Genomic DNA, 24,272 nt, shown 5'->3' on the forward strand with positions numbered 1-24,272 from the left:
CCCCTACCCTGGCCCCGCCACCCTGGGACGCGCCCCCCATGCATATCCGCACCCTCGTCCTCACCCGGGACGACCCCGCCGAGCCCGGCCTGCTCATCCGCCGCTACGCCCGCATCCGGGTCTGCTGGGAAGTCACCTATGGCGCCTGGGCCTGGCAGCTCCTCAATGCCGCGGGCGAGGCCGCCTGCCCGATGATCGGCCCCTTCCCCGCCGGCGAAAGCGCCTTCGAGGATGCCCTCGCCCGCTACGGCGGCACCTGGGAGGAGGCCGAGGAGATCGTCGCCCCCGCCTAGTCTTCGGCCGCGCTCTGGACGCCGCCCGCCCGCGGCGCCACCTTGGCCGGATGCCCGCAGATATGCCCCGTTGGACCGTCGCCTCGGAAACCGGCCGCCTGACCGATGTGCTGGTCTGCGCCCCCGACCACTACCGCTGGCTGCCGACCAATACCATCGCCCGCCGCACGCTGGCCGGCGGCGGCCAGCCCGACCTGCAGGGCCTGCAATCCCAGCACCGCGAGCTGGTCCAGGCGCTGGAGCAAGGCGGCGCCCGCGTCCACCACGTCCCGCCCGAGCCGCACCTGCCCTACATGGCCTATACCAGGGACAGCGTCGTGGTCACCCACCGCGGCCCGGTGCTCTGCCAGCTCGAACGGCCGCAGCGCCGCGGCGAATATGCCGCGCTGATCGACTGGCACGGCGGCAATTTCTGGCGAAAGTCGTCGGCCGGCACGCTGGAGGGCGGCGACATCCACATCCTCCGCCCCGGCCTGGCGCTGATCGGTGCCAGCGGCGGCCGCACCGACGAGGCCGGCGCCGAACAGCTCGCCGGCTGGCTCCGCGCCGAGGGCTGGGAGGTCCGGGTCCAGCCCTTCGAGGAGCATTTCCTCCACCTCGACGTCCTGTTCTGCCTGGCCGCCCCCGGCCTCGCCGTCGCCTGCCTCGACGTGCTGCCCGAGGATTTCATCGCCTGGCTGGACGGGCACGGGATCCGCTGCCTCCCCGTGCCCTACCGGGACGCCATGCAGCTCGGCTGCAACATCCTTTCCCTCGGCGGCGGGCGCGTGATATCCGCCCGCGAAAGCGCCACCCTGAACGCCGCCCTGCGCGCCGAGGGACTCGCCGTCCTCGACCCCGCCCTGTCCCTGTTCACCGCCGGCGGCGGCGGCCCGCATTGCCTGACCTGCCCGCTGCAGCGGGAAGAGGAAACCCCATGAACACCATCGCTGCCCGCCCCGTGGATGCCGTCATTGCCGCCGTGCGCGACCTCATCGGCGACCGCCTCTCGACCGCCCAGGCCATCCGCGAGCAGCACAGCCGCGGCGAGGACCAGACCCCGCCGACCCTGCCGGACGCCGTCGCCTATGCGGAAACGACCGAGGAGGTCAGCCGCATCCTGGCGCTGTGCAACCAGCATGGCGTGCCGCTGGTCGCCTTCGGCGCCGGCACCAGCCTCGAGGGCCATGTGAACCCGGTCCGGCGAGGCATCTCCCTTGACCTCAGCCGCATGACCAACGTGCTCGAGGTCAATCCCGAGGACATGGACTGCCTGATCGAGCCCGGCGTCACCCGCCAGCAGTTGAATGACTACCTGCGCGACCAGGGCATGTTCTTCCCCGTCGACCCCGGTAGCGTCTGCACCATCGGCGGCATGTGCGCGACCCGCGCCTCCGGCACCGCGGCGGTCCGCTACGGCACCATCAAGGAGAACGTGCTGGGCCTCGAGGTGGTGCTGGCCGATGGCCGGGTCATCAAGACCGGCGGCCGCGCCCGCAAGGCCTCCAACGGCTACGACCTGACCCGGCTGATGATCGGCTCCGAAGGCACCCTCGGCGTCATCACCAAGATCCGCCTCCGCCTGCACGGCATCCCGGAGGCGATGTCGGCCGCCGTCTGCCAATTCCCCGACCTGAAGTCGGCGGTCGAGACCACCATCGCCACCATGCAGGCCGGCATCCCGGTGGCGCGGATCGAGCTGCTGGATGCCGACCAGATGGAAGCCTGCATCAAGTACTCGAAGCTGGAGGGCTACCGGGCGACGCCCACCCTCTTCCTCGAATTCCACGGCAGCCCGGCCGGCGTGAAGGAGCAGGCCGAGGCGGTGGAGGAGATCGCCGCCGACTACGGCGGCGAGGGCTTCGCCTGGGCGACCGATGCCGAGGCCCGCGGCCGGCTCTGGAAGGCCCGGCACGATGCCTATTGGGCCGCTGTCGCGCTGATCCCCGGCTACCGCGGCATCACCACCGATGTCTGCGTCCCGATCTCCCGCCTGGCCGAGGCGATCGTCGGCGCCAAGGAGGATGCCGTCGCCTCCGGCATGACCACCTGCATCGTCGGCCATGTCGGCGACGGCAATTTCCACCAGGTGATCCTGTTCGATCCCAACGACCCGCAGGGCCACGAGAAGGCCTGGGAGATCGACAAGAAGATCGTGGCGCGCGGCCTGGCGCTCGGCGGCACCTGCTCCGGCGAGCATGGCGTGGGCCTCGGCAAGCGCGAGTTCCTGGAGGAGGAGCACGGCATCGAGGCCCTGGCCGTGATGCGCAGCATCAAGGCGACCTTCGACCCCAAGGGCATCCTCAACCCCGGCAAGCTGTTCCGCAACTAACCGCCGCCGGGCCCCGGGGACAACCTCCCCGGTCTTATTTCATAGGGAGAGAAACGTGCCGCGCAGCAGCGGTTACGCAGTGCCGATCCTGGCGCTGACACTGGGCCATGTCTTCTCCAATGCCGTGCGCACCCTGCCGGCGCTGGCCGCCGACGTGCTGGCGCGCGACCTCGGGCTCGGCGCGCAGGGCCTCGCCGCGCTGACCGCGGTGCTGCCCTTCGCCTTCGCGCTCGCCATGGTCCCGGTCGGCGTCGGCCTCGACCGCTTCGGGGTCCGCCGCACCGCGCTGTGCCTGCTGGCGACCGGCATGGCCGGCGCCGCCCTGGCCGCCGCCGCGCCCAATGCGACGGTGATGCTGCTGGCCCAGGTGGTGCTCGGCATCGGCTCGGCCGGGATGCTGATGGGGCCGATGACCTATGCCGCCCGCGCGGTGGCGCCGGCCCGCTTCGGCCTGTGGTCCGGCATCATCCTGACCTTCGGCAATACCGGCATGCTGCTCTCGGCCAGCCCGCTGGCCTGGCTGGTGGAATGGCAGGGCTGGCGGGCCGCATTCTGGGCCATGTCGGCCCTGGCCGGGCTGGCCTTCGTCGCGGTGGCGCTCACCGTCCGCCAGCCGCCGCCGGAACGCCGGGTGCCGCGCTCGCTCTGGCAGGATGCGCGGGAGGTGCTGGCGATCTGCGTCTCCGCCCCGCTGCGGCCGCTGATGGTCTTCGCCTTCGCCAGCTTCGCCGTGGTGCTCGGCCTGCGCGGGCTCTGGGGCGGGCCCTGGCTGATGGAGGTGAAGGGCTATTCCCGCATCGAGGCCGGCCAGATCCTGTCCGGCTGCGCCCTGGCGCTGACCCTGGCGCCGGTCGCCTGCGGCTGGGTGGACCGCTGGCTCAGGCGCCCGGTGCTGCTGCTGGCCGGCAGCCACCTGATCGTCGCCGGGCTGATCCTGGCGCTGCTGCTGGGACGGGGGATGCCCTATGGCTTCGATGCGGCGGTCTTCTTCCTGATCGGCGCCATCATCTCCTTCCAGATGGTCACCTTCGGCGTCATCCGCGGGCTGGTCCCGCCGGAGCTGACCGGGCGGGCGCTCTCGGCGCAGAACATCTCCTTCTTCGGCGGGGCGGCGATCATGCAGGGGGTCTCGGGCCTGGTCGCGGCCTGGGCCGGGCCGCGGGATGGCATCGGCGCGGCGCTGGCCAGCTTCGCGGTGGCGCTGGTGGTCTGCACCCTGGGCTTCCTGCTGATGCGGCGGCGCGGCGTCGGCGCCTGAGGCGGATTCCACCGCGGGCCATCGCCCGCTAGGCTGCGGCGACCAAGGATCCCCCGCATGCTCCGCAGCATCCTGCTCGCCCTCGACGATACCCCCGGCGCCCTCGCCGCCCGGGCTGCCGCCATCGCCCTGGCCGGGCGGCTGGGCGCGGGGCTGACCGCCTGCGCCATCCTTGACCGCCCGCATACCCTGGGCGCGCAGGAAGCCGTGCCGATCGGCGGCGCCGCCTTCGCCGCGCATCGCAACGCCACCCTGGCCGCCCGGCTGGAGGCGGAGGCGGCGGCGGCCCTCGAGGCCGCCCGCGCCGCCGCCGGCGACCTGCCGATCGAGGCCCTGACGCTGGAGGAGGCGCCGGAGCCGGCGCTGCTGCGCGCCGGGGCCGGGCATGACCTGCTGGTGCTCGGCCGCGACAGCACCCTGGGGCGGGAGCAGGCCGAGGATGGCCTCGCCCCGGTGATCCCGGCCCTGCTGCGGGACGGCGCCCGGCCGCTGCTGGTGGTGCCGGATGCAGCACCCGCCGAGGCGGGTCCGGTGCTGGTCGGCTACGACGGCTCCCTGCCGGCGATGCGCGCCCTGCAGCTTTTCGCCCTGCTCGGCCTGGCCGAGAGCTCCCCCGTCAAGCTGCTCTCGGTCGGGCCGGAGGCGGCGCGGCTGGCGGCGGAGGGGGCGGGCTTCCTGCGCCGGCACGGCCTCGCGGTGGAGGAATGGGCGCTGACCGGCGGCCATCCGGCCGAGCTGCTGCTGGCGGAGGCCAGGACCCTCGGCGCCCGGCTGCTGGTGATGGGCGCCTTCGGCACCACCGGGCTGCGGGCGCTGCTGCTGGGCTCCGCCACCCGGCGGGTGCTGCGGGATGCGCCCTGCCCGGTGTTCATCCAGCGCTGAGGGCGCCTGTGGATGAGCGCCATTTGCAAAGAGCAGTTGGCCTAGGGCCTCCACCCCTGGTATCGCCGCAGGACTTGATCCGGATGCCCCCGATGCGTCGTCTCACCGCCTCCCTGCTCGTCACGCTGCTGGCCGCGTCCCCGGCGCTGGCCCAACCCGGGCCGCAGGGCCCGCCGGCCGTGGGGGTGGTCAGCGCGAGCCGGCAGCCGGTGACCGAGAGCACGGATTTCACCGGCCGGATCGAGGCGGTGAACCGGGTCGATATCCGCGCCCGCGTCACCGGCTTCCTCCAGGAACGCCAGTTCCAGGAGGGCCAGGAGGTCAAGGCCGGCGACGTGCTGTTCCGGATCGAGCGGCCGCCCTTCGAGGCGCAGCTCGAGCAGGCGCGGGCCAATGTCGCCTCGGCCCAGGCGACGCTCGAGAATGCCCGCGTCGCCCTGGCCCGGGCGCGGGAGCTGCAGGCGACCGGCGCCGGCACCCGTGTCGCGCTGGACAATGCCCAGGCGCAGGAACGCACCGCCAATGCCACCCTGCTCGGCGCCCAGGCGGCGGTCAGGGTGGCCGACATCAACCTCGGCTATACCGATATCGTCTCCCCCATCGACGGCAAGATCGGCCGCGCCTCGCTGACCCCCGGCAACGTCGTCTCCCCCACCCTGACCGAGCCGCTGGCGACCATCGTCAGCCAGGACCCGATGCGCGTCGCCTTCACCGTCTCCTCCCGCGCGGCGAACGAGCTGCGCAACCGCTACGAGGGCCGCGGCGGGGTCAATGCGGTGCAGGTCCGCATCCGGCTGAGCGACGGCCGGCGCTACGGCCCGGCCGGGCGGATCGAGTTCATCGATACCCAGGTGGACCGCAACACCGACAGCCTGCTGATCCGGGCGCTGATCCCGAACCCGCGCCGGGAAGGCGTGCAGGCCGGCAGCGCCGGCGACCGGGAGCTGATCGACGGCCAGTTCGTCACCGTCGCGGTGGAGGGCACCGAGCCGGTGCAGGCCATCGTGCTGCCGCGCGCCGCGGTGCTGCAGGACCAGGGCGGCAATTACGTGCTGGTGGTGGACGGGGAGAAGAAGGCCCAGCGCAAGCCGCTGCGGCTCGGCCGGACCATCGGCGACCAGGTGGTGGTCGAGGACGGGCTGGCCGGCGGCGAGCAGGTCATCAGCGAGGGCCTGCAGCGGGTGCGCCCGGGGCAGGAGGTGAACCCGGCCCCGGCCGGCGCGCCGCCGCCGGGCGCCCGGCCACCCGGGGCCCCATCGGGGGCTCCATCGGGCGCACCGCCCGCGGCCGGCCGGGCGGGCTGACCCGCCATGATTTCGAGCGTCTTCGTCGACCGGCCCCGGCTGGCGATCGTCATCGCCATCGTCATCACCCTGGCCGGGCTCCTCGCGCTGCTGCGGATCCCGGTGGCGCAGTTCCCGGACATCGTGCCGCCGCAGGTCTCGGTCAATGCCAACTATCCCGGCGCCTCGGCCGCGGTGATCGAGGCGACGGTCGCGCAGATCATCGAAAGCGCCGTCAACGGCGTCGAGAACATGATCTACATGCGCTCGAATTCCGCCAACGACGGCACCTATTCGCTGAGCGTCAGCTTCGCCCTGGGATCCAACCCCGACATCAACACGGTCAACGTCAACAACCGCATCCAGGCCAATATCGCCCGCCTGCCGCAGGAGGTGCAGCGGTCGGGGCTGGTGGTCCGCAAGCAGTCCTCCTCCGTCCTGCAGTTCATTGCGCTGACCTCGACCAACCCGGAACACACGCCGCTCTTCCTGTCGAACTACCTGACGATCAACATGATCGACCGGATGTCGCGGGTGCCCGGCGTCGGTCAGGTGAACCTCTTCGGCGCGCAGAATTACTCGATGCGGGTCTGGTTCGAGGTGGACCGGCTGACCAGCCTGAACCTGACGCCGCAGGACATCATCACCGCCATCCAGTCGCAGAACATCCAGGCCGCGGTGGGCCGGATCGGCGCCCAGCCGATCCCGGATACCCAGCAGTTCCAGATGAACATCCAGACCCTGGGCCGGTTGATCACGCCGGAACAGTTCAGCGACATCGTCATCCGGGCGAATTCGGACGGCTCGGTGCTGCGGCTGCGGGACGTGGCGCGGGTCGAGCTCGGCGCGCAGTCCATGGATACCGTCAGCCGGCTGAACGGCCAGGGCGCGGTGACGACCGGCGTCTATCTCTCGCCGGGCGCCAATGCCGTCACCGTCTCGGGCGCCATGAAGCGCACGCTGGACGACATGGCGACCCGCTTCCCCGAGGGGATGCGGGTGCAGGTCCTCTATGACAGCTCGACCTTCGTGGTGGATACCATCCAGGAGGTCATCAAGACCCTGCTCGAGGCCTTCGTGCTGGTGGTGGTGGTGGTCTATCTCTTCCTCGGCTCGCTGCGGGCGACCATCATCCCGACCGTCGCGGTGCCGGTCAGCCTGATCGGCGCCTTCGCCATCCTGCTGGCCATCGGCTACAGTGCCAATACCGTCTCCCTGCTGGCCATGGTGCTGGCCATCGGCATCGTGGTGGATGATGCCATCGTGGTGGTCGAGAACGTCGAGCGGGTGATGGAGGAGCATCCGGACTGGACGCCGAACCGGGCCGTGAAGCAGGCCATGGCCGAGATCACCGCGCCGATCATCGCCATCACCCTGGTGCTGCTCTCGGTCTTCGTCCCCATCGCCTTCATCCCCGGCCTCTCGGGCGTGCTGTTCCGGCAGTTCGCGGTGACGATCTCGGCGGCGATGGTGATCTCGGCGATCAACGCGCTGACCCTGTCGCCGGCGCTTTGCGTGCTGTTCCTGCGGCATACCGGGCCGAAGCGGGGACCGATCAAGTATGTCCTCCGCGCCATCGACAAGGTGCGGGACGGCTATGCCGCCATCGTCCGCCGGCTGGTGCGCTTCTCCGTCATTTCGCTGGTGCTGACGGCGGCGATCGGCTTCGGCATCTTCACCCTGGGCTCGAAGACGCCGCAGGGCTTCCTGCCGCAGGAGGACCAGGGGACCTTCTTCATCCAGGTCTCCCTCCCCCAGGCCGCCTCGCTGTCCCGGACCCGCGCCGTGGTCGAGCAGGTCGAGGGCATCCTGAAGGGCATCCCGGCGGTCGAGAACGTGCTGGCCATCGTCGGCTTCAGCCTGATCGACCAGGGCGCGCAGTCCAACAGCGCCTTCCTGGTCGCCCGGCTGAAGCCCTTCGAGGACCGGACCAGCGCGGCGGACAGCGTCTTCGCCTCCATCGGCCGGGTCTTCGGCGCCGGGGCCAATGTGCGGACGGCGACGGTCGTCGCCTTCAACCTGCCGCCGATCATCGGCCTCGGCACCGGCGGCGGCTTCGAGTACCAGCTGCAGGACCTGCAGGGGCGCGACCCGGCCGAGCTCGGCAGCGCCATGCTGGGGCTGGTGGTCGCGGCGAACCAGGACCCGCGGCTGCAGCAGGTCTTCTCGACCTTCTCGGCCGCCACGCCCTCCCTTTTCCTCGACGTGGACCGGGACAAGGCGCAGGCGCTCGGCGTGCCGATCAGCAACATCTTCTCCGCGCTGCAGGCGACGCTGGGCGGCTTCTACGTCAACGACTTCAACCTCTTCGGCCGGACCTGGCAGGTGAACATCCAGGCCGAGGCGAAGGACCGCGACGATATCGAGGACATCTGGCGCATCCGCGTCCGCAACACCCGCGGCGAGATGGTGCCGCTGCGCGCCTTCGCCGACGTGCGGATCGTGGTCGGGCCGCAGACCATCAGCCGCTACAACAACTACCGGGCGGTGCTGATCAACGGCGCGCCGAAGCCGGGCATCTCCTCGGGCGATGCGCTGAACGCCATGCAGGAGCTTTCGGGCCGGGTGCTGCCGGCCGGCTACAGCTACGAGTGGACCGGCACCGCCTATCAGGAACGGCTGGCGGCGGGGCAGACGATCTATGTCGTCGCCCTGGCCATCCTCTTCGCCTACCTCTTCCTGGTGGCGCTGTACGAGAGCTGGACCATTCCGGTGCCGGTGCTGATGTCGGTCGCGGTGGGCGGGCTCGGGTCCTTCCTCGCCATCAAGATCGCGGGGATGAGCCTCGACGTCTATGCCCAGATCGGGCTGGTGGTGCTGATTGCGCTGGCCGCGAAGAACGGCATCCTGATCATCGAATTCGCCAAGGAATCGCGCGAGCGGGGCATGTCCATCCGCGATGCGGCGATCGAGGGCTCGCGGCTGCGGTTCCGCGCGGTGATGATGACCTCGATCGCCTTCGTCCTCGGCCTGGTGCCGCTGGTGACGGCCAGCGGGGCGGCGATGCTGTCCCGCCGGGCGGTCGGCACCCCGGTCTTCGGCGGGATGCTGGCGGCCTCGCTGATCGGGATCTTCATGATCCCGATGCTCTATGTCGTGTTCCAGGGCACGCGGGAGAGGGTGAAGGGCTGGATGGGGACCCGGCCGGTGGAGCCGGCCGCGATCGGCCCGGGCGAGGGCCCGCATCCCGCCCCGGACAGGACCGACAGCACCCGGCACTGAACCCACCAGGCCAGGTCTCCTGGCGTCCGGGGGACGGATTTCCTGCCGTTCCCCCTTCGTCCCCCCTTCCCTGGGGGCCCATCCTCCGCAAATGATGCGGCAGACATTTGACGGGAGGTCCCCATGGCCAAGTTCGGGCTGAGCCAGCCGATGCGACGGATCGAGGATCCGCGGCTGCTGATCGGCGGCGGCCGCTACACCGATGACATCGTCATGGCCGGGGCGGCGCATGGCGTGGTGCTGCGCAGCCCGCATGCCGCGGCCAGGATCCTGTCGATCGACACCGCCGCGGCGCTGGAAGTGCCCGGCGTGCTGGCGGTGCTGACCGCCAAGGACTGGGCCGACGAGGGTCTGGGCGAGATCCCCTGCGTCATCCCGCTGAAGAACATCGACGGCAGCAGCCGTGCCGATACCCCGCGCGGCGCCCTGGCGACCGACCGGGTGCGGCATGTGGGCGATGCGGTCGCCTTCATCGTCGCCGAGACCGCCGAAGCCGCCAAGGATGGCGCCGAGGCGGTCTTCGTCGACTACGAGCTGCTGCCCTCCGCCACCGACCTCGCCACCGCCCGGGAGCCGGGCGCGCCGCAGGTCTGGGAGGGCATCCCCAACAATACCGTCTTCGACTGGGAGACCGGCGACAAGGCCAAGGCGGCCGAGCTGGCCGCCAAGGCGGCGCATGTGACCAAGCTGACCGTGGTGAACAACCGGGTCATCGTGAACAGCATGGAAGTCCGTGCCGCGACCGCGGAATACGACCCGGCGCTGCAGAAGTTCACCCTCTACTGCGGCACCCAGGGGTCCTGGCTGGTCAAGAACCTGCTGGCCGGCAGCGTCTTCAAGACCGAGCCGGAGAAGTTCCGGGTGGTGACGCCGGACGTGGGCGGCGGCTTCGGCATGAAGCTCTACCTGTATGGCGAATACGCCCTGGTCTGCATGGCGGCCCGCCGCCTCGGCCGGCCGGTGAAGTGGACCAGCGAGCGGACCGAGGCCTTCCAGTCCGACACGCAGGGCCGCGACAACATCACCGAGGCCGAGCTCTCGCTCGATGCCGACGGCAAGTTCCTGGCGCTGCGGACGACCAACTACGCCGGGATGGGCGCCTACCTCTCCACCTTCGCGCCGATGATCCCGACCGGGGCGGGCACCAAGGTGCTGGCCAGCGTCTATAATTTCCAGGCGATCCACGCCCATGTCATCGGCGTGCTGACCAATACCGTCCCGGTGGACGCCTATCGCGGCGCCGGCCGGCCCGAGAGCAACTACGTGGTCGAGCGGCTGATCGATGCCGCGGCGCGCGAGCTCGGCATCGACCGGATCGAGCTGCGCAAGCGCAACATGGTGCCCTCCAGCGCCATGCCCTACACCACGGCGGTCGGCCAGCGCTACGACAGCGGCGATTTCGTCGCGGTGCTGGATGCGGCGCTGAAGAACGCCGACTGGGCCGGCTTCCCGGCGCGGCAGGCGGCCTCCAAGGCGCAGGGCAAGCAGCGCGGCATCGGCGTCGCCTACTACCTGGAAGCGACCGGCGGCGGGCCGACCGAGCGGGCCGAGGTGCGGTTCGCCAAGGACGGCTTCGTCGACGTGCTGGTCGGCACGCAATCGACCGGTCAGGGCCACGAGACCGCCTATGCCATGCTGACCAGCCATGAGCTTGGCATCCCGATGGAGAAGATCCGCATCGTCCAGGGCGATTCGGACGAGATCCCGACCGGCGGCGGCACCGGCGGCGCCCGGTCGCTCTACTCGGAAGGCCAGGCGATCCTGCTGACCGCCGCCTCGGTGATCGAGAAGGGCAAGCAGGCGGCCTCCGAGCATCTGGAAGCCTCCGTCTCCGACATCGAATTCGCGACGGTCGGCGGCAAGTTCACCGTGGTCGGCACCGACCGTGGCGTCGATATCCTCTCCCTGGCGCAGATCCAGCGCGAGCGGGCGGCGAAGGGCGAGGCGGCTACCCTGCTGGATGCGGCCGAGGTGGCCGACATCAAGTCGCATACCTTCCCGAACGGCTGCCACATCGCCGAGGTCGAGGTGGACCCGGATACCGGGCTGATCGAGGTGCCGCGCTACGTGGTGGTGGACGACGTCGGCCATGCGATCAACCCGATGATCGTCCGCGGCCAGGTGCATGGCGGCGTGGCCCAGGGCATCGGCCAGGCGGTGCATGAGCGGACCGCCTACGACAAGGAAAGCGGCCAGCTGCTCAGCGCCTCCTTCATGGACTATGCCCTGCCGCGGGCCGAGGACCTGCCGGACATCGAGGTCGAGTTCCTCTCGGTGCCCTGCGAGACCAATCCGCTCGGCGTCAAGGGCGCCGGCGAGGCGGGGGCGGTCGGTTCGCCGCCGGCGCTGATGAATGCGCTGGTCGATGCGCTCTCGGGCGTAGGCGTGACCCATATGGACATGCCGGCGACGCCGGAGACCGTGTGGAAGGCCATCGAGCTGGCCCGGGCCGCCTGAGGGCCATCGCGGCAGCGACATTTCCTGCCGCGGTTCGTCAATGCTAAGGAAAGGGGGCTGGCCCAGGATGCCAGTCCCCTTTCTGGCTTTACCGCGTGATTTGCGCCTATGGTTGGTGAACCTAGGGCAGTCACGCTCCATCGGAGATTGAGTGCATGCGTCTCGACGCCATCGCCATCGGCAAGAACCCGCCCGAGGATATCAACGTGGTGGTCGAGGTCGCGATCGGCGGCGAGCCCATCAAGTACGAGATGGACAAGGACGCCGGGACCCTGGTGGTGGACCGCTTCCTTTATACGCCGATGCGCTACCCCGGGAATTACGGCTTCGTCCCGCATACGCTGAGCGACGACGGCGACCCGATCGACGTGCTGATCGCCAATACCCGGCCGATCATCCCCGGCGCGGTCATCAACGTCCGCCCGGTCGGCGTGCTGAAGATGGAGGACGACGGCGGCGTCGACGAGAAGATCATCGCCGTGCCCTCGACCAAGCTGACCCGGCGCTACGAGAAGGTCGTCAACTACTCCGACCTGCCGCAGATCACCCTCGACCAGATCAAGCACTTCTTCGAGCACTACAAGGATCTCGAGCCCGGCAAGTGGGTGAAGATCGCCGGCTGGGGCGATGCGGCGGAAGCGAAGGCGCTCATCCAGGAAGCCGTCGAGCGGGCCAAGGCGGCGGCGAAATAGGCCACCCCCTCCCGGTTCGGGGCCGGACGCGCTAGCTTCGGGGGCGCATGATCTCTCCCGCTCCGCTGCCTGATCCCGAGACGCCGCTCCGCCGCGCCCTCGCCCGCCACCGTGCCATCGCCACCGGACTGCTGGTGGCGATGGCGGCCCTGCTGTTCGGATCCTACGCGATCCCGCCCGGCACCCTGCCGGAGTATTGGCTGAACCTGCTGCAGGCCGCAGCCAAGGCCGGGGTGGTCGGCGGGATCGCCGACTGGTTCGCGGTGACGGCGCTGTTCCGGCATCCGCTGGGCCTGCCCATCCCGCATACCGCGATCATCCCGCGACAGAAGGAAAGGCTGGGCCAGGGGCTCGGCCGCTTCGTCGCCAACCATGTCTTCACCGAGGCCGAGGTGCGCCGGGTGCTGGGGCGGCTCGACCTCGCCGGCATCTTCCGCCGCTTCATGGCGGACCCCGCAGCGGCCCGGCCGGCGGCGGAAGCCATGGCGGCGACCCTGCCGCGGCTGCTGGAAAGCATCGAGGACGGCCGGGCGAAGCGGCTGCTCGGCAAGCTGCTGCCACGGATGGCCGGCGGCCCGGGCGGCGCCCGCATCCTGGCCCGAGCACTGCGGGCGCTGGTCGCCGGCGGCAAGCACCATGAGGTCTTCGACCTGGCCATCGCCCAGCTCCGCACCATCCTCGGCAGCAAGGAAGACCAATTGCGGACGGCGATCGAGGGCCGGGTCCGGGCCGAGGGCGGCGCGCTGGTCGGCTGGCTGGCCGGGGCGGCGGTGGCGCGCCGCATCCTCTCCACCGTGAACGCCGAGCTGGCGAAGATGGAGCCCACCGACAGCGACCTGCGGGCGGCCTTCGAGGTCTGGGTGCGGGAGGAGATCGACCGGCTGGAGAATGACCCGGAACGGGCGGCCTCGGTCGGCCGGGCGCTGCGCCAGGCGGTGGCGCATCCGACCGTGGCGGCCTGGATCGAGGATATCTGGGGCCGGCTGAAGGCGGCGCTGGTCGCCGATGCGGGCAATCCGCAGGGCCGGACCGTGGCGCTGCTGGAAGGCGCCTTCGCCAATGCCGGGTCCCTGCTGGAACAGGACCCGGCGGCGCGGGACCGGCTGAACCGGGCGGTCGAGGGGCTGCTGGTGCCGATGGTCCCGGCGGCACGGGCGCAGCTTTCCGCCTTCATCGCCCAGGTGGTTGCCAGCTGGGATACCACGCAGGTGACAGAGAAGATCGAGCTGCGGGTCGGGCGGGACCTGCAATACGTGCGGATGAACGGGACGCTGGTCGGCTTCCTGGTCGGCGGGGTGCTCTATGCGCTGCTGACGGCGATGTTCGGTCGGGTAGCGTTCTGAGTTCTTGTGTGTGGATGGCCGGTGCGGTACACATCGGCCATGAGGACGAATATCGAAATCGATGACGGGCTGATCGCGGAGGCGATGCGGCGGGGTGGGCATCCCACCAAGAAGGCCGCCGTCGAGGAAGGCCTGCGCCTCGTCGTGCGCCTCGCCCGGCAGCGGGAGGCAGCGCAGGCCTTGTGGGGCGGCGACCCGGATTGGGGCCTGGATGCCCCATCGGGCCATGCGCTCCATGAGGAGCAGGCGCCGCTCCGCTGATCGCGGTCGATACCAGCGTGCTGATCGATGTGCTGCGGCGGGTGGACAACCCCGCGGTGCGGGAATTCATGCGGCTGGCGGGCAGCGAGCCGCTCGTCATCGGCGACATCGTGCTGCTGGAAGTGCTGCAGGGCACCTCCTCCGAAGGCCGGGCGCAATCCGTGGAGGGCTGGCTGCGGGCCTTCGGCATCGTGCCGATGCTGGACGAGGCGCTGGCGGTGCGGGCGGCGGGGCATTACCGGCGGCTGCGCAGGCTCGGCATCACGCCGCGCAGCACGGCGGATCTGCTCATCGCCGCCTGGTGCATCGCGCATGCGGTGCCGCTGCTGCACCGGGACCGGGATTTCAGCCTGATGGCGGCGCCGCTCGGCCTGCCGGTCCAGGCGGTTTAGGTCTTTCGCCGCGGCCCATCGGGGCTAGATTGGTCGAATGACCATCAGCCTCGGCATCCTCGACCAATCGACCATCGCCTCCGGCCGCGGGGCCGATGTGGCGATCCGCGAAACCCTGGCGCTGGCCAAGCTGGCGGACCAATGGGGCTATGGCCGCTACTGGCTGGCGGAGCATCACAACAGCCAGTCGCATGCCGGCTCGGCGCCGGAGATGCTGGTCGCGGCCATTGCCGCGACGACGCAGCGCATCCGGGTGGGCACGGCGGGGGTGATGCTGCCGCATTACGCATCGCTGAAGGTGGCCGAGCAGTTCAAGGTGGCGGAGGCGATCGCGCCGGGGCGGATCGACCTCGGGCTGGGCCGGGCGCCGGGCAGCGACGGGCGCACCGCCTTCGCGCTGAACCCCAATGCGAATGAGGCCGCCGACCGCTTCCCGCAGCAGGTGCAGGAGGTGCTGGGCTGGCTGGGCGACGGGCTGCCGGACAACCATCCCTTCAAGGCGGTCAACGCCATGCCGGCGGTGCCGACCCGGCCGGAGGTCTGGATCCTCGGCTCCAGCGATTTCGGCGCCCAGGTCGCGGCCTATTTCGGCCTGCCCTACTGCTTCGCCTATTTCATCTCGGACCGCGGCTCGGAGCAGGTGACGGCGCTCTACCGGGAAGGCTTCCGGCCGCAGCCCGGCGTGCCGGGGCGCTTGGCGGCGCCGCATTGCGCCCTCGGCGTCTTCGCCCTGACGGCGGATACCGAGGCGGAGGCCTGGCGGCTGTACAAGTCGCGCGAGCTCTGGCGGCTGTTCCGCGACACCGGGCGCTTCCCGCCGCTGCCGAGCGTCGCGGAGGCGGAGGCCTATCCCTATTCGGCGGCGGAGCGGCAGCATCTGGACAGCATCCGCGCCAAGGCGATCGTCGGCGCGCCGGAGCAGGTGAAGGCCCGGCTGGAGACGCTGGCCGCGGCGCATGGGGCGCAGGAGGTGGCGATCCTCAGCCCCTGCCACGACCCGGCGGCCCGGCAGCGCAGCTACCGGCTGCTGGCGGAGGCCTTCGGGCTGCCGGCGAGCGGCGAGGCCGCCCGGCTGGCGGCGGAGTAGAAAGTCCCGGTCACCAGCGCCAGGACCAAGGCCAGGGTCAGGCCGGCATAGGCGGCGGCGCTGCCGAGCGGCAGGCCATGCTGCCGGGCCAGGGCAAGGGCGGCGGTGCTGGTCGCCAGGGCAACCAGCGCATGCAGCAGCAAGGCCGCGGCGAAGCCGAACAGGCGGCGGCCGCTACGCCGCGCGACGCCGGCGGCGACCCTGCCCAGGGCCAGGGGCAGCAGTATCGCGGCAGCCGCCGCCGCCGCGGTGACCGCCAGCGGGGCGTCCGGCCGGACAAGCTGCAGCAGGGCATGGCAGAGGCCGAAGGCGACGCCGAGTTGGGGCCAATGCGCCGGGCCGCCGGCCAGGCGGAGGAACAGCAGCTTGGCGACCTCCTGCCAGCAGGCCGGGAGCAGGGCGAGTCCCAGTAGCCCGGCGGGTGGGCCCCAGGCCATGGTGACGAGCATATGGACCAGGAAGGTGAGGCCGAAGGCCGATCCGCCGGCCAGGGCCGGGCGCCAGAGGCTCGCAGGAACACGCATGGCGGCACTGTATCAGATAGCGGAACGGAGCCCTATCGGAACGCTCAGCGGTTGGGAAAATCCGGGCTGCGCTGGCGATGGCGCCGGCGATAGGGGCGCTGGTGCCGCCACCAGTCGAGCAGGGGACCGATCCCGAGCAGCGGCGCCGCCGCCAGCGTGGCCAGGGCGAAGCCGGCGGCCCAGGCCCGGGCGCCGAGCGCGAAGCAGAAGACGGTCAGCCCGGCGAGGCTGCCGGTCGCCCCGGCACCGAGCGCGGCCCAGGCCAGCAATTGCTGGTGGCGTGGCCCGAGCCATTCGGGCGCGCCGGCGGTATCGGTGCTGGGGGTGCCATCGGCCGCCACGTCGTAGAGGCGGCTCGGGTCGATGGTGAAGCCTGGGCGGTCTTCCGGCATCGGCCGGGAGGGATCAGCGCCGGACGACGACGAAGCGGAAGGGGTCGCTCCCCCCGGCGCGGCGGATGCGCCGCATACGCCACCAGAGCGTGACGAAGGCGATCAGCCCGGCGCCGATGACGACCGGCAGCAGCAGGCCGACGAAGAGAACCGCCAGGGCGACGACCACGAGCCCGGCCCCGGCGAGGGTGACGAGCAGGGCCAGCCCGCCGACCCGGCTGAGGGCACGGTCCAGCCAGCTCCGCCGCGGCGGCACGGGATCCCGGAATTGTCCGTCCGCCGTCATGTCGAGAACGGGGGGAGACGGGTCCCGGCCAGGCGGGCCGGGGCGCCGAAAACTGTCCATGAGCGGGATGTTGCCCCAGCGGGGACGGCGTTCAAGTCCCCCCTTCGGGACGAACGATGAGGGTGGTGCCGTCCACCGCCTCGACCCGGACCCTGGTGGCGATCTCCGGCACCTTGTGGTCGCGCGGCAGCCGGGCCTGCCATTCGGAATCGCCGATGCGGACGCGGAGGCCGGGGCCGGCATTGGCCTCGCCGATCGGCAGCAACAGGCCCATGCGGCCGACCAGGCCGGAGCCCGGCGTATTCACCTGCGGGTAGGGCCGCCGGCCACGGCGGAGGCGCAGCGAGACCCAGATGCCGCCGCCGAGCAGGGTCAGGAACAGGGCCGTCGCCAGCTCGAGCCCCGGCACGGCGACCAGTTGCAGCAGGCCGGTGCCGATGGCGGCGATGCCGACCCAGAGCAGGTAGATCCCCGGCAGCGCCAGCTCGGCGACCAGCAGCAGCAGGCCGGCGAGGATCCAGATCAGCCCCGGTTCCATGGGCCGCCCACCGGGGGTGTCGTCGTGGCTGGGGCGGCGGGCGGGGCGGGCGGTCGCGTGGGCGGCAGTGCCGCGGGGTTGTGCCGCAGCAGCTCCATCGCCTGGGTGATGCCGCCGGCGAGCGCCGCGGCTTCCATCGGCACCACCACCAGCTTGCTGCTGGGATTGCCGGCCAGGGCCTCGAAGGCCTTCACGTATTTGTCGGCGATGAAGTAGCGCAGCGCATCGGCGCCGGCGCCGGCGCCGGCGGCCGCTTCGGCCACCATGTGGGTGGCCTTGGCCTCGGCCTCGGCCAGGCGCTCGCGGGCCTCGGCGTCGCGCATGGCGGCCTGCTGGCGGCCCTCGGCCTGCAGGACCAGGGCCTGCTTCTCGCCCTCGGCGCGCTGGATGGCGGCGGCGCGGTCGCCATCGGCCTTCATCACCGTGGCGCGGCGCTCGCGCTCGGCGGTCATCTGCAGGTTCATGGCGCGGATCAGGTTCTCCGGCGGCTCGACCTTGCGCAGCTCGACCCGGCTGACCTTGACGCCCCAGGGATCGGTCGCGCCATCCAGGATGGCCATGAGCGAGGAGTTGATCCGCTCACGGGAGGAGAGGGTCGAATCGAGGTCCATCTCGCCGATGACGGCGCGGATGTTGGTCATCGCCAGGGCATTCAGCGCCTGCTGCAGGTTCTGCACCTGATAGGCCGCCTTGGCCGGGTCCATGATGCGGTAATAGACGATGCCATCCACCACGACGGTCGCATTGTCCTTGGTGATGACGGATTGCTCGGGGATATCGAGCACCACTTCCTGCACGTTCAGCTTGTGGCCGATGGCATCGACGAAGGGGATGAGGAAGTTCAGCCCCGGCTGCAGCAGGCGGATGAAGGCGCCGAAGCGCTCCACCGTCCAGACCTGGCCCTGCGGCACGGTGCGGATGCCCCGCGCGGCGGTGACGAGGGCGAGCAGGATCAGGGCAAGCAGGACGATCTGAAGGCCGGTCATGCGAGGCTCCGACGAGGGTGCCGCCAGTGTAGCGCGGATGCGTCGAGGCAGTTAGCCGGGGGGGGCGGTTAGCCGGGGACCCGGACGTGGCGCAGTGCAGCATCGAATCCGGCTGGCGTGGCCCGGGAAATCACGCCAGCCTCAACCGCCGGATATCCACAAGACGCTGCATCCACCAAGCGGCGCATGCGACTATCGGGGGATCGATCCATGACATCACGCAGGAACTTCCTGGGCGCCGCCGTCGGCGTCGCCTTCTGTGGCTGCGGCATGCTGCGGGCGGCCCATGCCCAAGGGGCCCGGCGGACCGCCGTGGCGGTGGGCGGCAAGACGGTGAAGACCATCGATACCCACGCGCATTGCGTCTTCCTCGACGTCCTGCCGCTGCTGAACAACGACCGGTCCGTGCTGTTCAACAGCGTGCGCGGGGCGGACGAGACCCCGATCGACGTTGCCCAGCGCTTCGCCGCCATGGACGCGCAACGGGTGGACATGGAGGTGCTCTCGGTCAATCCCTTCTGGTACGGGCGCGACCGCGACCTCGGGGCGCAGATCGTCAAGATCAACAACGAGAAGATGGCCGAGCTCTGCGCCGCCCATCCAGACCGCTTCGCCGGCTTCGCCTCCCTCACCCTTCAGGCGCCCGACCTGGCGGTGGCCGAGCTGGAGAAGGCGATGAAGAGCCAGGGGCTGAAGGGCGCGGCGATCGGCGGCAACGTCGCCGGCGTGGATTTCTCGGATGCCAAATTCCACCCCGTCTGGGCCAAGGCCGAGGAACTGGGCGCGGTGCTCTTCATCCATCCGGGCGGGGTATCGCAGCTCAACCAGCGCTTCGCCGGCAATGGCTGGCTGGGCAATACCATCGGCAATCCGCTGGATACGACCATCGCCCTGTCGAAGCTGATCTTCGAGGGCACGCTGGATCGCTACCCCGGGCTGAAGGTGCTCGCCGCGCACGGCGGCGGCTTCCTGCCCTCCTATGCCGACCGGTCCGACCATTCCTGCACGGTCAGCCCGGCCGGGTGCAATCCGAACATCACCCTGAAGAAGAAGCCGACCGAATACCTGAAGCAGATGTGGTTCGACTCGCTGGTCTTCACGCCGGAGGCGATCCGGCACCTGCAGGCGCAGGTCGGCGCCTCGCAGATCGTGCTGGGCAGCGACTATCCTTATCCCTGGGCACTGAAGCCGGTGGACCACATCTTCGCCTGCGAGTCGCTGAGCGATGCGGAGAAGATCGCGGTGCTGGGCGGGACCGCGGCGAAGCTGCTGAATATCCCGGCGTAAAAGAAGAAAGGCCGGGAGAAGGTATTCTCCCGGCCCCTCATCTGTTTTTGTTCCTTAAAGAAAAGAAACGGCGGGGCTGGTTCTACGTTCGCAGCCGTTCCGCGATCTGCACGGCGTTCAGCGCCGCGCCCTTCAGCAACTGGTCGCCGCAGAGGAAGAAATCCAAGCCGCAGTCGCCGAAGACCGGGTTCGCCCGGATGCGCCCGGCCTCGACGTCGTCCTGGCCGGAGGCGGTAAGCGGCATCGGGTAGCGCTGCCCCGCCGGATCATCCACCAGCACCACGCCGGGGGCCTTGGCCAGCACCGCGCGGGCCGCCTCGGCCGTCACCGGCCGCTCGGTCTCGATGGTGACGGCCTCGGCATGGGCACGGATGGTCGGCACCCGCACCGCGGTGCAGGAGATCAGCAGATCGGGCATCCCCATGATCTTCCGGCTCTCCCAGGCGACCTTCATCTCCTCCCGGGTGTAGCCGTTCGGCTGGAAGCTATCGATCTGCGGGATGACGTTGAAGGCGAGCGGATGGGCGAAGACCTCGTGGCCCGCGGGGCCGCCTTCCAGCAGCACCCGGCGGGTCTCCCGCTCCAGCTCGGCCATGCCCTCGGCGCCGGCGCCGCTGGCGGCCTGGTAGGTGGAGACGATGACGCGCTTGAGGCCGAAGGCCTGGCGCAGCGGCTCCAGCGCCACCACCAGGATGGCGGTGGTGCAATTCGGGTTGGCGATGAGCCGGCCGCCGCCGATCGCCCCGGCGTTCACCTCCGGCACCACCAGGGGGACGTCATCCTCGAGCCGCAGGGCGGAGGAGTTGTCGACCACCGCCACGCCGGCCGCGGCCAGCGCCCGGGCATGCGCCTTGGCGAAATCACCGGAGACGGCGAGCAGGGCCAGGTCCAGGGTCCGGGCCGCCTCGAGGCTGTATTCCTCGATGGTGACCTCGCCGAAGGGCGTTTTCTGCTTGGTGCCGGCGCTGCGGGTGGAGGCGAAAAGGCGCAATTCGGTGACCGGGAAGCGCCGCTTGTGCAGCACCTCCACCAATTCCTTGCCGACCGCGCCCGTGGCTCCGATCACGCCAACCCGCATGACACCTTCATCTCCTGTGCAGACACCGCGGCATTAGCCCAGTCCGGCGCCCAATTCCACAGGGGCTTCGGGGGAGCCGCGCCGGGGTGCCATGCATCCGAAGCAGTCTCCTGCGTTGACCCCGCCGCCGCCCCCTGCCATCTGCCCTGCATGAGCGCCGATCCATCTCTCCGTGCCGTCAAGTCCTGGCCTGTCGAGGAAGCCCTCAAGGTCGAAGCCCGGCTGGCCGCGGCCCCTAAAAGCGAGGGCGCGCTGTTCCAGACAGGCTATGGGCCCTCCGGCCTGCCGCATATCGGCACCTTCGGGGAGGTGGCGCGGACCACCTGGGTGCGGCGCGCCTTCGAGCGGCTGACCGGCCTGCCCTCCCGCCTGCTGGCCTTCTCCGACGACATGGACGGGCTGCGGAAGGTCCCGGACAACGTCCCGAACAAGGAGATGCTGGCGGGCTACCTCGGTCAGCCGCTGACCGCCATCCCCGACCCCTTCGGGACGCATCCGAGCTTCGGGGCGCACAACAACGCGCGGTTGCAGGCCTTCCTCGATACCTTCGGGTTCGAGTACGAGTTCGCCTCCTCGACCGACTACTACCGCGGCGGCCGCTTCGATGCGGCGCTGCTGCGGATGGCCGAACGGCACGAGCAGCTGCGGGGCGTGATCCTGCCGACCCTCGGCCCGGACCGGCGGGCGACCTATTCGCCCTTCCTGCCGATCCACCCCGAGACCGGGGTGGTGATGCAGGTGCCGATGGAGGAGGTCCGCCCGGCCGAGGACCTGCTGGTCTGGACCGACCCGGCCACCGGCCGCCGCCATGGCACGCGGATCACCGGCGGCCATGCCAAGGCGCAGTGGAAGGCCGATTGGGCGATGCGCTGGTATGCGCTCGGCGTCGACTACGAGATGTCCGGCAAGGACCTTATCGACAGCGTGAAGCTCTCCTCGGCCATTTGCCGGATCCTCGGGGGAACTCCGCCGGTTGGTTTCACCTATGAGCTGTTCCTGGACGAGCAGGGGCAGAAGATCAGCAAGTCGAAGGGCAATGGCCTCACCATCGAGGAGTGGCTGCGCTATGCGCCACCGGAAAGCCTGAGCCAGTTCATGTACGGCCAGCCGCAGCGGGCGAAGCGGCTGTTCTTCGACGTCATCCCGCGCGCGGTGGACGACTACCTCGCCAACCTGGAGAAGCTGAAGGCGGCGCCGGAGGCGGCAAACCCGGCTTGGCACATCCACAACGGCAGCAGCAACGATCCGGGGTCGCCGATCTCCTTCGCCATGCTGCTGAACCTGGCCAGCGTGGTGAATGCGGATGGGCCGGAGATCCTCTGGGGCTTCATCGGCCGCTATGCGCCGGGCGTGACGGCGGAGAGCCACCCGATGCTGGCCCGGCTGGCGGAACATGCCGTCTCCTACTACCGGGACTTCGTCGCGCCGCAGAAGCGCTACCGCATGCCGAGCGACCTGGAGCGGGCGGCGCTGGAGGATCTGCTGCAGGCGCTGCGGGCGCTGCCGGCCGACAGCGATGCCGAGGCGATCCAGACCCTGCTCTACGACGTCGGCAAGCGGCACGAATTCGCCAATCTGCGGGACTGGTTCGGCTGCCTCTATCAGGTGCTGCTGGGACAGCAGGAGGGGCCGCGCTTCGGCGGCTTCGTCGCGCTCTACGGCATCCCCGGCACGATCGGCCTGATTGAGACGGCCCTGGCGCGCGAGGCGCCGGCGGCGTGACGGGCCCCAAGGCGGATAAGGGCGCCACCAAGGGCGCGGGCTGGCTGGGCTGGCTTCGCCGGCACGGGCCGACGGTCTTCGGCGTCGCGCTGCTGGTCGGCGCGCTCTATGTCGTGCAGCGGGAATTTCGCGGGCTTTCGGTCGCCGATATCCGCAAGGCGATGAGCGAGCTGTCGCCCCGATCGCTCTGGATCGGCGGCGGGCTGACCATACTCGCCTACCTGGTCCTGGCGATGTACGACAAGCTGGGCTCGGCCTATGCCGGCAAGCCGGTGTCCTGGCCGAAGTCGCTGCTGGCCTCCTTCTGCGGCTATTCCCTGGCGCATAACCTGGGCTTCGCCGCGGTCTCGGGGGCTGCGGTCCGCTACCGGCTGTACTCGGCCTGGGGGCTGACGCCGCTCGAGATCGCCAAGGTCGTCGGCTTCACCAGCCTGACCTTCGGCCTGGGCGGCATGGCGCTCGGCGGGCTGGTGCTGATGTTCGAGCCGGAGGTGCTGCCCTGGTTCGGCAGCCATCTGCCGCATTGGGCGCTGCAGGCCATGGCCATCCCCTTGTGGGGCGTGGTCATCGCCTATGTCGTGATGAGCCGCTTCGTCCGGCACGTGAAGATCTTCAAGTACGAGATCGACCTGCCGAGCCCGCGCATGGCGCTGATGCAGACCATGCTGGCGACGGTCGACGTGGCGATGACGGCGGCCATCTTCTACGTGCTGCTGCCGCCGGCGGAGGGGCTGACCTTCCTGCGCTTCGTCGGCATCTACCTCGCCTCCTATGCGGTCGGCATCGCCGCCAGCGTGCCGGGCGGGCTTGGGGTCTTCGACGGGGCCATCCTGCTGGGACTGCAGCCCTATATGCCGGCGCCGGAGGTGATCGGCGCGCTGCTGGTCTTCCGGCTGTACTACTACATCATCCCGCTGTTCATCGCCGGTGGGCTTTTCGTCTCCTTCGAGCTGGGCCAGCGGCGGGCGGTGCTGTCGCGGATCACTGCCTTCGGCAGCGGGACGGATGCGCTGGAGGTGCCGGCCATCGCCTCCCTCGTGGCGCTTGCCGGGGCGCTGCTGATCTTCCTCGGCGCGCTGCCGACGCGGGATACCATCATCGAGGAATGGGCCGGGCATATCGCGGCGCTGGCCTCGCATTTCGCCGCCTCCGTGGTGGGGTCGCTGCTGCTGGTCATGGCTTTCGGGCTGATGCGGCGGCTGACCATCGCCTGGGGCTTCACCCTCTTCCTGCTGGTCAATGGCGCGGCCATCGCCTGGCTGCGGGGCGAGGCCTGGTGGCTCTGGTGCGCCTTCCTGCTGCTGGCGGTGCTGGTGGCGGCGCTGCGCAGCGCCTTCTACCGGGACAGCCGGCTGCGGCGGGAGCCGCTCTCGACCGAGGCGGCGGTGCCGCTGCTGGCGGTGGGGGCCAGCGGGCTGACCCTGGCGCTGGTCGCCTATGGCGGCAAGGTCGCAGACGAGAGCTGGTGGACGGTGGTGCTCTCCCCGCTGGCGCCGGACAGCCTGCGCTTCACCGTGGGGGTGACCGGCGTGCTGCTGCTGGTCGCCATGGTGCGGCTGCTGCGCCCGGCCCGGATGACGGCGACGGCGTGGTCGGCGGAAACGCGGGCCCGGCTGTCTGCGCTCGGCGCGCTGGCCCCGGCCGAGGCCGATGGCGCGGTCTTCGGCGAGGCGGAGAAGGCGGGCTTCGCCTTCCTCAAGCGGGATGGGGTCTGGCTGGCGCTGGGCGATCCGGTGGGGGACCGGCGGGACGCGATCTCGGCGATCTGGCGCTTCCGCGACCTCTGCGAGCGGGCGGGCGTGGACCCGGCCTTCTGGCGCGTCGGGCCGGGGCTGCTGCGGATCTATGGCGATATCGGGCTGACCGCGGTCTCCCTCAGCGAGGGTTCGCTGTACCTGGCGCTGCGGGCCGAGAAGGATCTGGCGCAGCTGCGGGAATTGCTGCCGCGCGAGGGGTAGCGGCCGCTTTTCAGCTCCCC

At 70.6% G+C, this 24,272-nt stretch carries 22 protein-coding genes; 16 read left to right on the forward strand and 6 right to left on the reverse strand.

Going from position 1 to position 24,272, the window contains the following annotated elements; all coding sequences use genetic code 11:
* The 13 genes from AC0IW9_RS06605 to AC0IW9_RS06665 form a co-directional block, all read left to right on the forward strand.
* Window positions 1-293: hypothetical protein (locus tag AC0IW9_RS06605; RefSeq protein WP_471647422.1), on the forward strand; the 293-nt coding region annotated here is incomplete at its 5' end.
* 62 nt (window positions 294-355) lie between these two features.
* Entirely contained in the window at window positions 356-1,213 is an 858-nt protein-coding gene (locus AC0IW9_RS06610) for a dimethylarginine dimethylaminohydrolase family protein (protein WP_471647423.1), read from the forward strand.
* Window positions 1,210-2,604, forward strand: a complete 1,395-nt coding sequence (locus tag AC0IW9_RS06615; protein ID WP_471647424.1) for an FAD-binding oxidoreductase — start codon at window positions 1,210-1,212, stop codon at window positions 2,602-2,604. The genes AC0IW9_RS06610 and AC0IW9_RS06615 overlap by 4 nt, the downstream gene beginning before the upstream one ends.
* Before the next feature lie 55 nt (window positions 2,605-2,659).
* The gene (locus AC0IW9_RS06620; RefSeq protein ID WP_471647425.1) at window positions 2,660-3,862 is read left to right on the forward strand and encodes an MFS transporter; all 1,203 of its coding nucleotides are present in this window, start codon (window positions 2,660-2,662) and stop codon (window positions 3,860-3,862) included.
* A 57-nt stretch (window positions 3,863-3,919) separates the two neighbouring features.
* Window positions 3,920-4,744: a universal stress protein gene (locus AC0IW9_RS06625; RefSeq protein ID WP_471647426.1), complete on the forward strand. Its 825-nt coding sequence runs from the start codon at window positions 3,920-3,922 to the stop codon at window positions 4,742-4,744.
* 92 nt (window positions 4,745-4,836) lie between these two features.
* Window positions 4,837-6,048, forward strand: a complete 1,212-nt coding sequence (locus AC0IW9_RS06630; RefSeq protein ID WP_471647427.1) for an efflux RND transporter periplasmic adaptor subunit — start codon at window positions 4,837-4,839, stop codon at window positions 6,046-6,048.
* Window positions 6,049-6,054: 6 nt separating this feature from the next.
* Entirely contained in the window at window positions 6,055-9,249 is a 3,195-nt protein-coding gene (locus tag AC0IW9_RS06635) for an efflux RND transporter permease subunit (RefSeq protein WP_471647428.1), read from the forward strand.
* Between the two features lie 123 nt (window positions 9,250-9,372).
* A complete protein-coding gene (locus AC0IW9_RS06640) occupies window positions 9,373-11,706 on the forward strand; it encodes a xanthine dehydrogenase family protein molybdopterin-binding subunit (protein ID WP_471647429.1) in 2,334 nt (777 codons plus the stop codon).
* Window positions 11,707-11,861: 155 nt separating this feature from the next.
* Window positions 11,862-12,398 carry an inorganic diphosphatase gene (gene ppa / locus AC0IW9_RS06645; RefSeq protein WP_471647430.1) on the forward strand — a complete coding sequence of 179 codons (537 nt, stop codon included), beginning with the start codon at window positions 11,862-11,864 and terminating at the stop codon, window positions 12,396-12,398.
* A 47-nt stretch (window positions 12,399-12,445) separates the two neighbouring features.
* Window positions 12,446-13,741 (forward strand): DUF445 domain-containing protein, encoded by a 1,296-nt coding sequence (locus AC0IW9_RS06650; RefSeq protein WP_471647431.1) that lies wholly within the window; start codon window positions 12,446-12,448, stop codon window positions 13,739-13,741.
* Window positions 13,742-13,780: 39 nt separating this feature from the next.
* Complete coding sequence (locus AC0IW9_RS06655) at window positions 13,781-14,002, forward strand: type II toxin-antitoxin system VapB family antitoxin (protein WP_471647432.1); 222 nt, start codon at window positions 13,781-13,783, stop codon at window positions 14,000-14,002.
* Entirely contained in the window at window positions 14,002-14,394 is a 393-nt protein-coding gene (gene vapC, locus AC0IW9_RS06660) for a type II toxin-antitoxin system VapC family toxin (protein WP_471647640.1), read from the forward strand. Before AC0IW9_RS06655 ends, vapC begins: the two co-directional genes overlap by 1 nt.
* Before the next feature lie 37 nt (window positions 14,395-14,431).
* Window positions 14,432-15,481, forward strand: a complete 1,050-nt coding sequence (locus tag AC0IW9_RS06665; RefSeq protein ID WP_471647433.1) for an LLM class flavin-dependent oxidoreductase — start codon at window positions 14,432-14,434, stop codon at window positions 15,479-15,481.
* On the opposite strand, the gene AC0IW9_RS06670 is transcribed toward AC0IW9_RS06665, so the two are convergent.
* From AC0IW9_RS06670 to AC0IW9_RS06690, 5 genes are all read right to left on the reverse strand, one after another.
* On the reverse strand, window positions 15,412-16,005 hold the full coding sequence (locus tag AC0IW9_RS06670) for a hypothetical protein (protein ID WP_471647434.1): 594 nt from the start codon (window positions 16,003-16,005) through the stop codon (window positions 15,412-15,414). The genes AC0IW9_RS06665 and AC0IW9_RS06670 overlap by 70 nt on opposite strands.
* Window positions 16,006-16,049: 44 nt before the next feature.
* Window positions 16,050-16,397, reverse strand: coding sequence for a hypothetical protein (locus AC0IW9_RS06675; protein WP_471647435.1), 348 nt, complete (start codon window positions 16,395-16,397; stop codon window positions 16,050-16,052).
* Window positions 16,398-16,410: 13 nt separating this feature from the next.
* Complete coding sequence (locus AC0IW9_RS06680; RefSeq protein WP_471647436.1) at window positions 16,411-16,653, reverse strand: hypothetical protein; 243 nt, start codon at window positions 16,651-16,653, stop codon at window positions 16,411-16,413.
* 121 nt (window positions 16,654-16,774) lie between these two features.
* Window positions 16,775-17,221 (reverse strand): NfeD family protein, encoded by a 447-nt coding sequence (locus AC0IW9_RS06685; RefSeq protein WP_471647437.1) that lies wholly within the window; start codon window positions 17,219-17,221, stop codon window positions 16,775-16,777.
* Window positions 17,206-18,207 (reverse strand): SPFH domain-containing protein, encoded by a 1,002-nt coding sequence (locus AC0IW9_RS06690; protein WP_471647438.1) that lies wholly within the window; start codon window positions 18,205-18,207, stop codon window positions 17,206-17,208. The genes AC0IW9_RS06685 and AC0IW9_RS06690 overlap by 16 nt, the downstream gene beginning before the upstream one ends.
* A gap of 210 nt (window positions 18,208-18,417) precedes the next feature.
* Between AC0IW9_RS06690 and AC0IW9_RS06695 the strand changes: the two genes are divergently transcribed.
* Entirely contained in the window at window positions 18,418-19,494 is a 1,077-nt protein-coding gene (locus tag AC0IW9_RS06695; protein ID WP_471647439.1) for an amidohydrolase family protein, read from the forward strand.
* Between the two features lie 82 nt (window positions 19,495-19,576).
* Here AC0IW9_RS06695 and AC0IW9_RS06700 read toward each other — a convergent pair whose 3' ends face one another.
* On the reverse strand, window positions 19,577-20,572 hold the full coding sequence (locus AC0IW9_RS06700) for an aspartate-semialdehyde dehydrogenase (RefSeq protein ID WP_471647440.1): 996 nt from the start codon (window positions 20,570-20,572) through the stop codon (window positions 19,577-19,579).
* A gap of 150 nt (window positions 20,573-20,722) precedes the next feature.
* Between AC0IW9_RS06700 and AC0IW9_RS06705 the strand changes: the two genes are divergently transcribed.
* Both AC0IW9_RS06705 and AC0IW9_RS06710 read left to right on the forward strand, forming a co-directional pair.
* Window positions 20,723-22,294: a lysine--tRNA ligase gene (locus AC0IW9_RS06705; RefSeq protein ID WP_471647441.1), complete on the forward strand. Its 1,572-nt coding sequence runs from the start codon at window positions 20,723-20,725 to the stop codon at window positions 22,292-22,294.
* Window positions 22,291-24,252: a lysylphosphatidylglycerol synthase domain-containing protein gene (locus tag AC0IW9_RS06710; RefSeq protein ID WP_471647442.1), complete on the forward strand. Its 1,962-nt coding sequence runs from the start codon at window positions 22,291-22,293 to the stop codon at window positions 24,250-24,252. The genes AC0IW9_RS06705 and AC0IW9_RS06710 overlap by 4 nt, the downstream gene beginning before the upstream one ends.
* The last annotated feature ends 20 nt before the right edge of the window (window positions 24,253-24,272 follow it).

It is taken from the genome of Belnapia sp. AC561 (assembly GCF_979252845.1).

What these genes read in the sequence shown, in the direction of transcription:
- AC0IW9_RS06640 (WP_471647429.1), top strand. Translation starts at nt 9,373, where the DNA reads ATGGCCAAGTTCGGGCTGAGCCAGCCGATGCGACGGATCGAGGATCCG.
- AC0IW9_RS06695 (WP_471647439.1), top strand. Translation starts at nt 18,418, where the DNA reads ATGACATCACGCAGGAACTTCCTGGGCGCCGCCGTCGGCGTCGCCTTC.
- AC0IW9_RS06635 (WP_471647428.1), top strand. Translation starts at nt 6,055, where the DNA reads ATGATTTCGAGCGTCTTCGTCGACCGGCCCCGGCTGGCGATCGTCATC.
- AC0IW9_RS06665 (WP_471647433.1), top strand. Translation starts at nt 14,432, where the DNA reads ATGACCATCAGCCTCGGCATCCTCGACCAATCGACCATCGCCTCCGGC.
- AC0IW9_RS06685 (WP_471647437.1), bottom strand. Translation starts at nt 17,221, where the DNA reads ATGGAACCGGGGCTGATCTGGATCCTCGCCGGCCTGCTGCTGCTGGTC.
- AC0IW9_RS06690 (WP_471647438.1), bottom strand. Translation starts at nt 18,207, where the DNA reads ATGACCGGCCTTCAGATCGTCCTGCTTGCCCTGATCCTGCTCGCCCTC.
- AC0IW9_RS06630 (WP_471647427.1), top strand. Translation starts at nt 4,837, where the DNA reads ATGCGTCGTCTCACCGCCTCCCTGCTCGTCACGCTGCTGGCCGCGTCC.
- AC0IW9_RS06615 (WP_471647424.1), top strand. Translation starts at nt 1,210, where the DNA reads ATGAACACCATCGCTGCCCGCCCCGTGGATGCCGTCATTGCCGCCGTG.
- AC0IW9_RS06705 (WP_471647441.1), top strand. Translation starts at nt 20,723, where the DNA reads ATGAGCGCCGATCCATCTCTCCGTGCCGTCAAGTCCTGGCCTGTCGAG.
- AC0IW9_RS06700 (WP_471647440.1), bottom strand. Translation starts at nt 20,572, where the DNA reads ATGCGGGTTGGCGTGATCGGAGCCACGGGCGCGGTCGGCAAGGAATTG.
- AC0IW9_RS06670 (WP_471647434.1), bottom strand. Translation starts at nt 16,005, where the DNA reads ATGCGTGTTCCTGCGAGCCTCTGGCGCCCGGCCCTGGCCGGCGGATCG.
- AC0IW9_RS06675 (WP_471647435.1), bottom strand. Translation starts at nt 16,397, where the DNA reads ATGCCGGAAGACCGCCCAGGCTTCACCATCGACCCGAGCCGCCTCTAC.
- ppa (WP_471647430.1), top strand. Translation starts at nt 11,862, where the DNA reads ATGCGTCTCGACGCCATCGCCATCGGCAAGAACCCGCCCGAGGATATC.
- AC0IW9_RS06625 (WP_471647426.1), top strand. Translation starts at nt 3,920, where the DNA reads ATGCTCCGCAGCATCCTGCTCGCCCTCGACGATACCCCCGGCGCCCTC.
- AC0IW9_RS06650 (WP_471647431.1), top strand. Translation starts at nt 12,446, where the DNA reads ATGATCTCTCCCGCTCCGCTGCCTGATCCCGAGACGCCGCTCCGCCGC.
- AC0IW9_RS06655 (WP_471647432.1), top strand. Translation starts at nt 13,781, where the DNA reads ATGAGGACGAATATCGAAATCGATGACGGGCTGATCGCGGAGGCGATG.
- AC0IW9_RS06610 (WP_471647423.1), top strand. Translation starts at nt 356, where the DNA reads ATGCCCCGTTGGACCGTCGCCTCGGAAACCGGCCGCCTGACCGATGTG.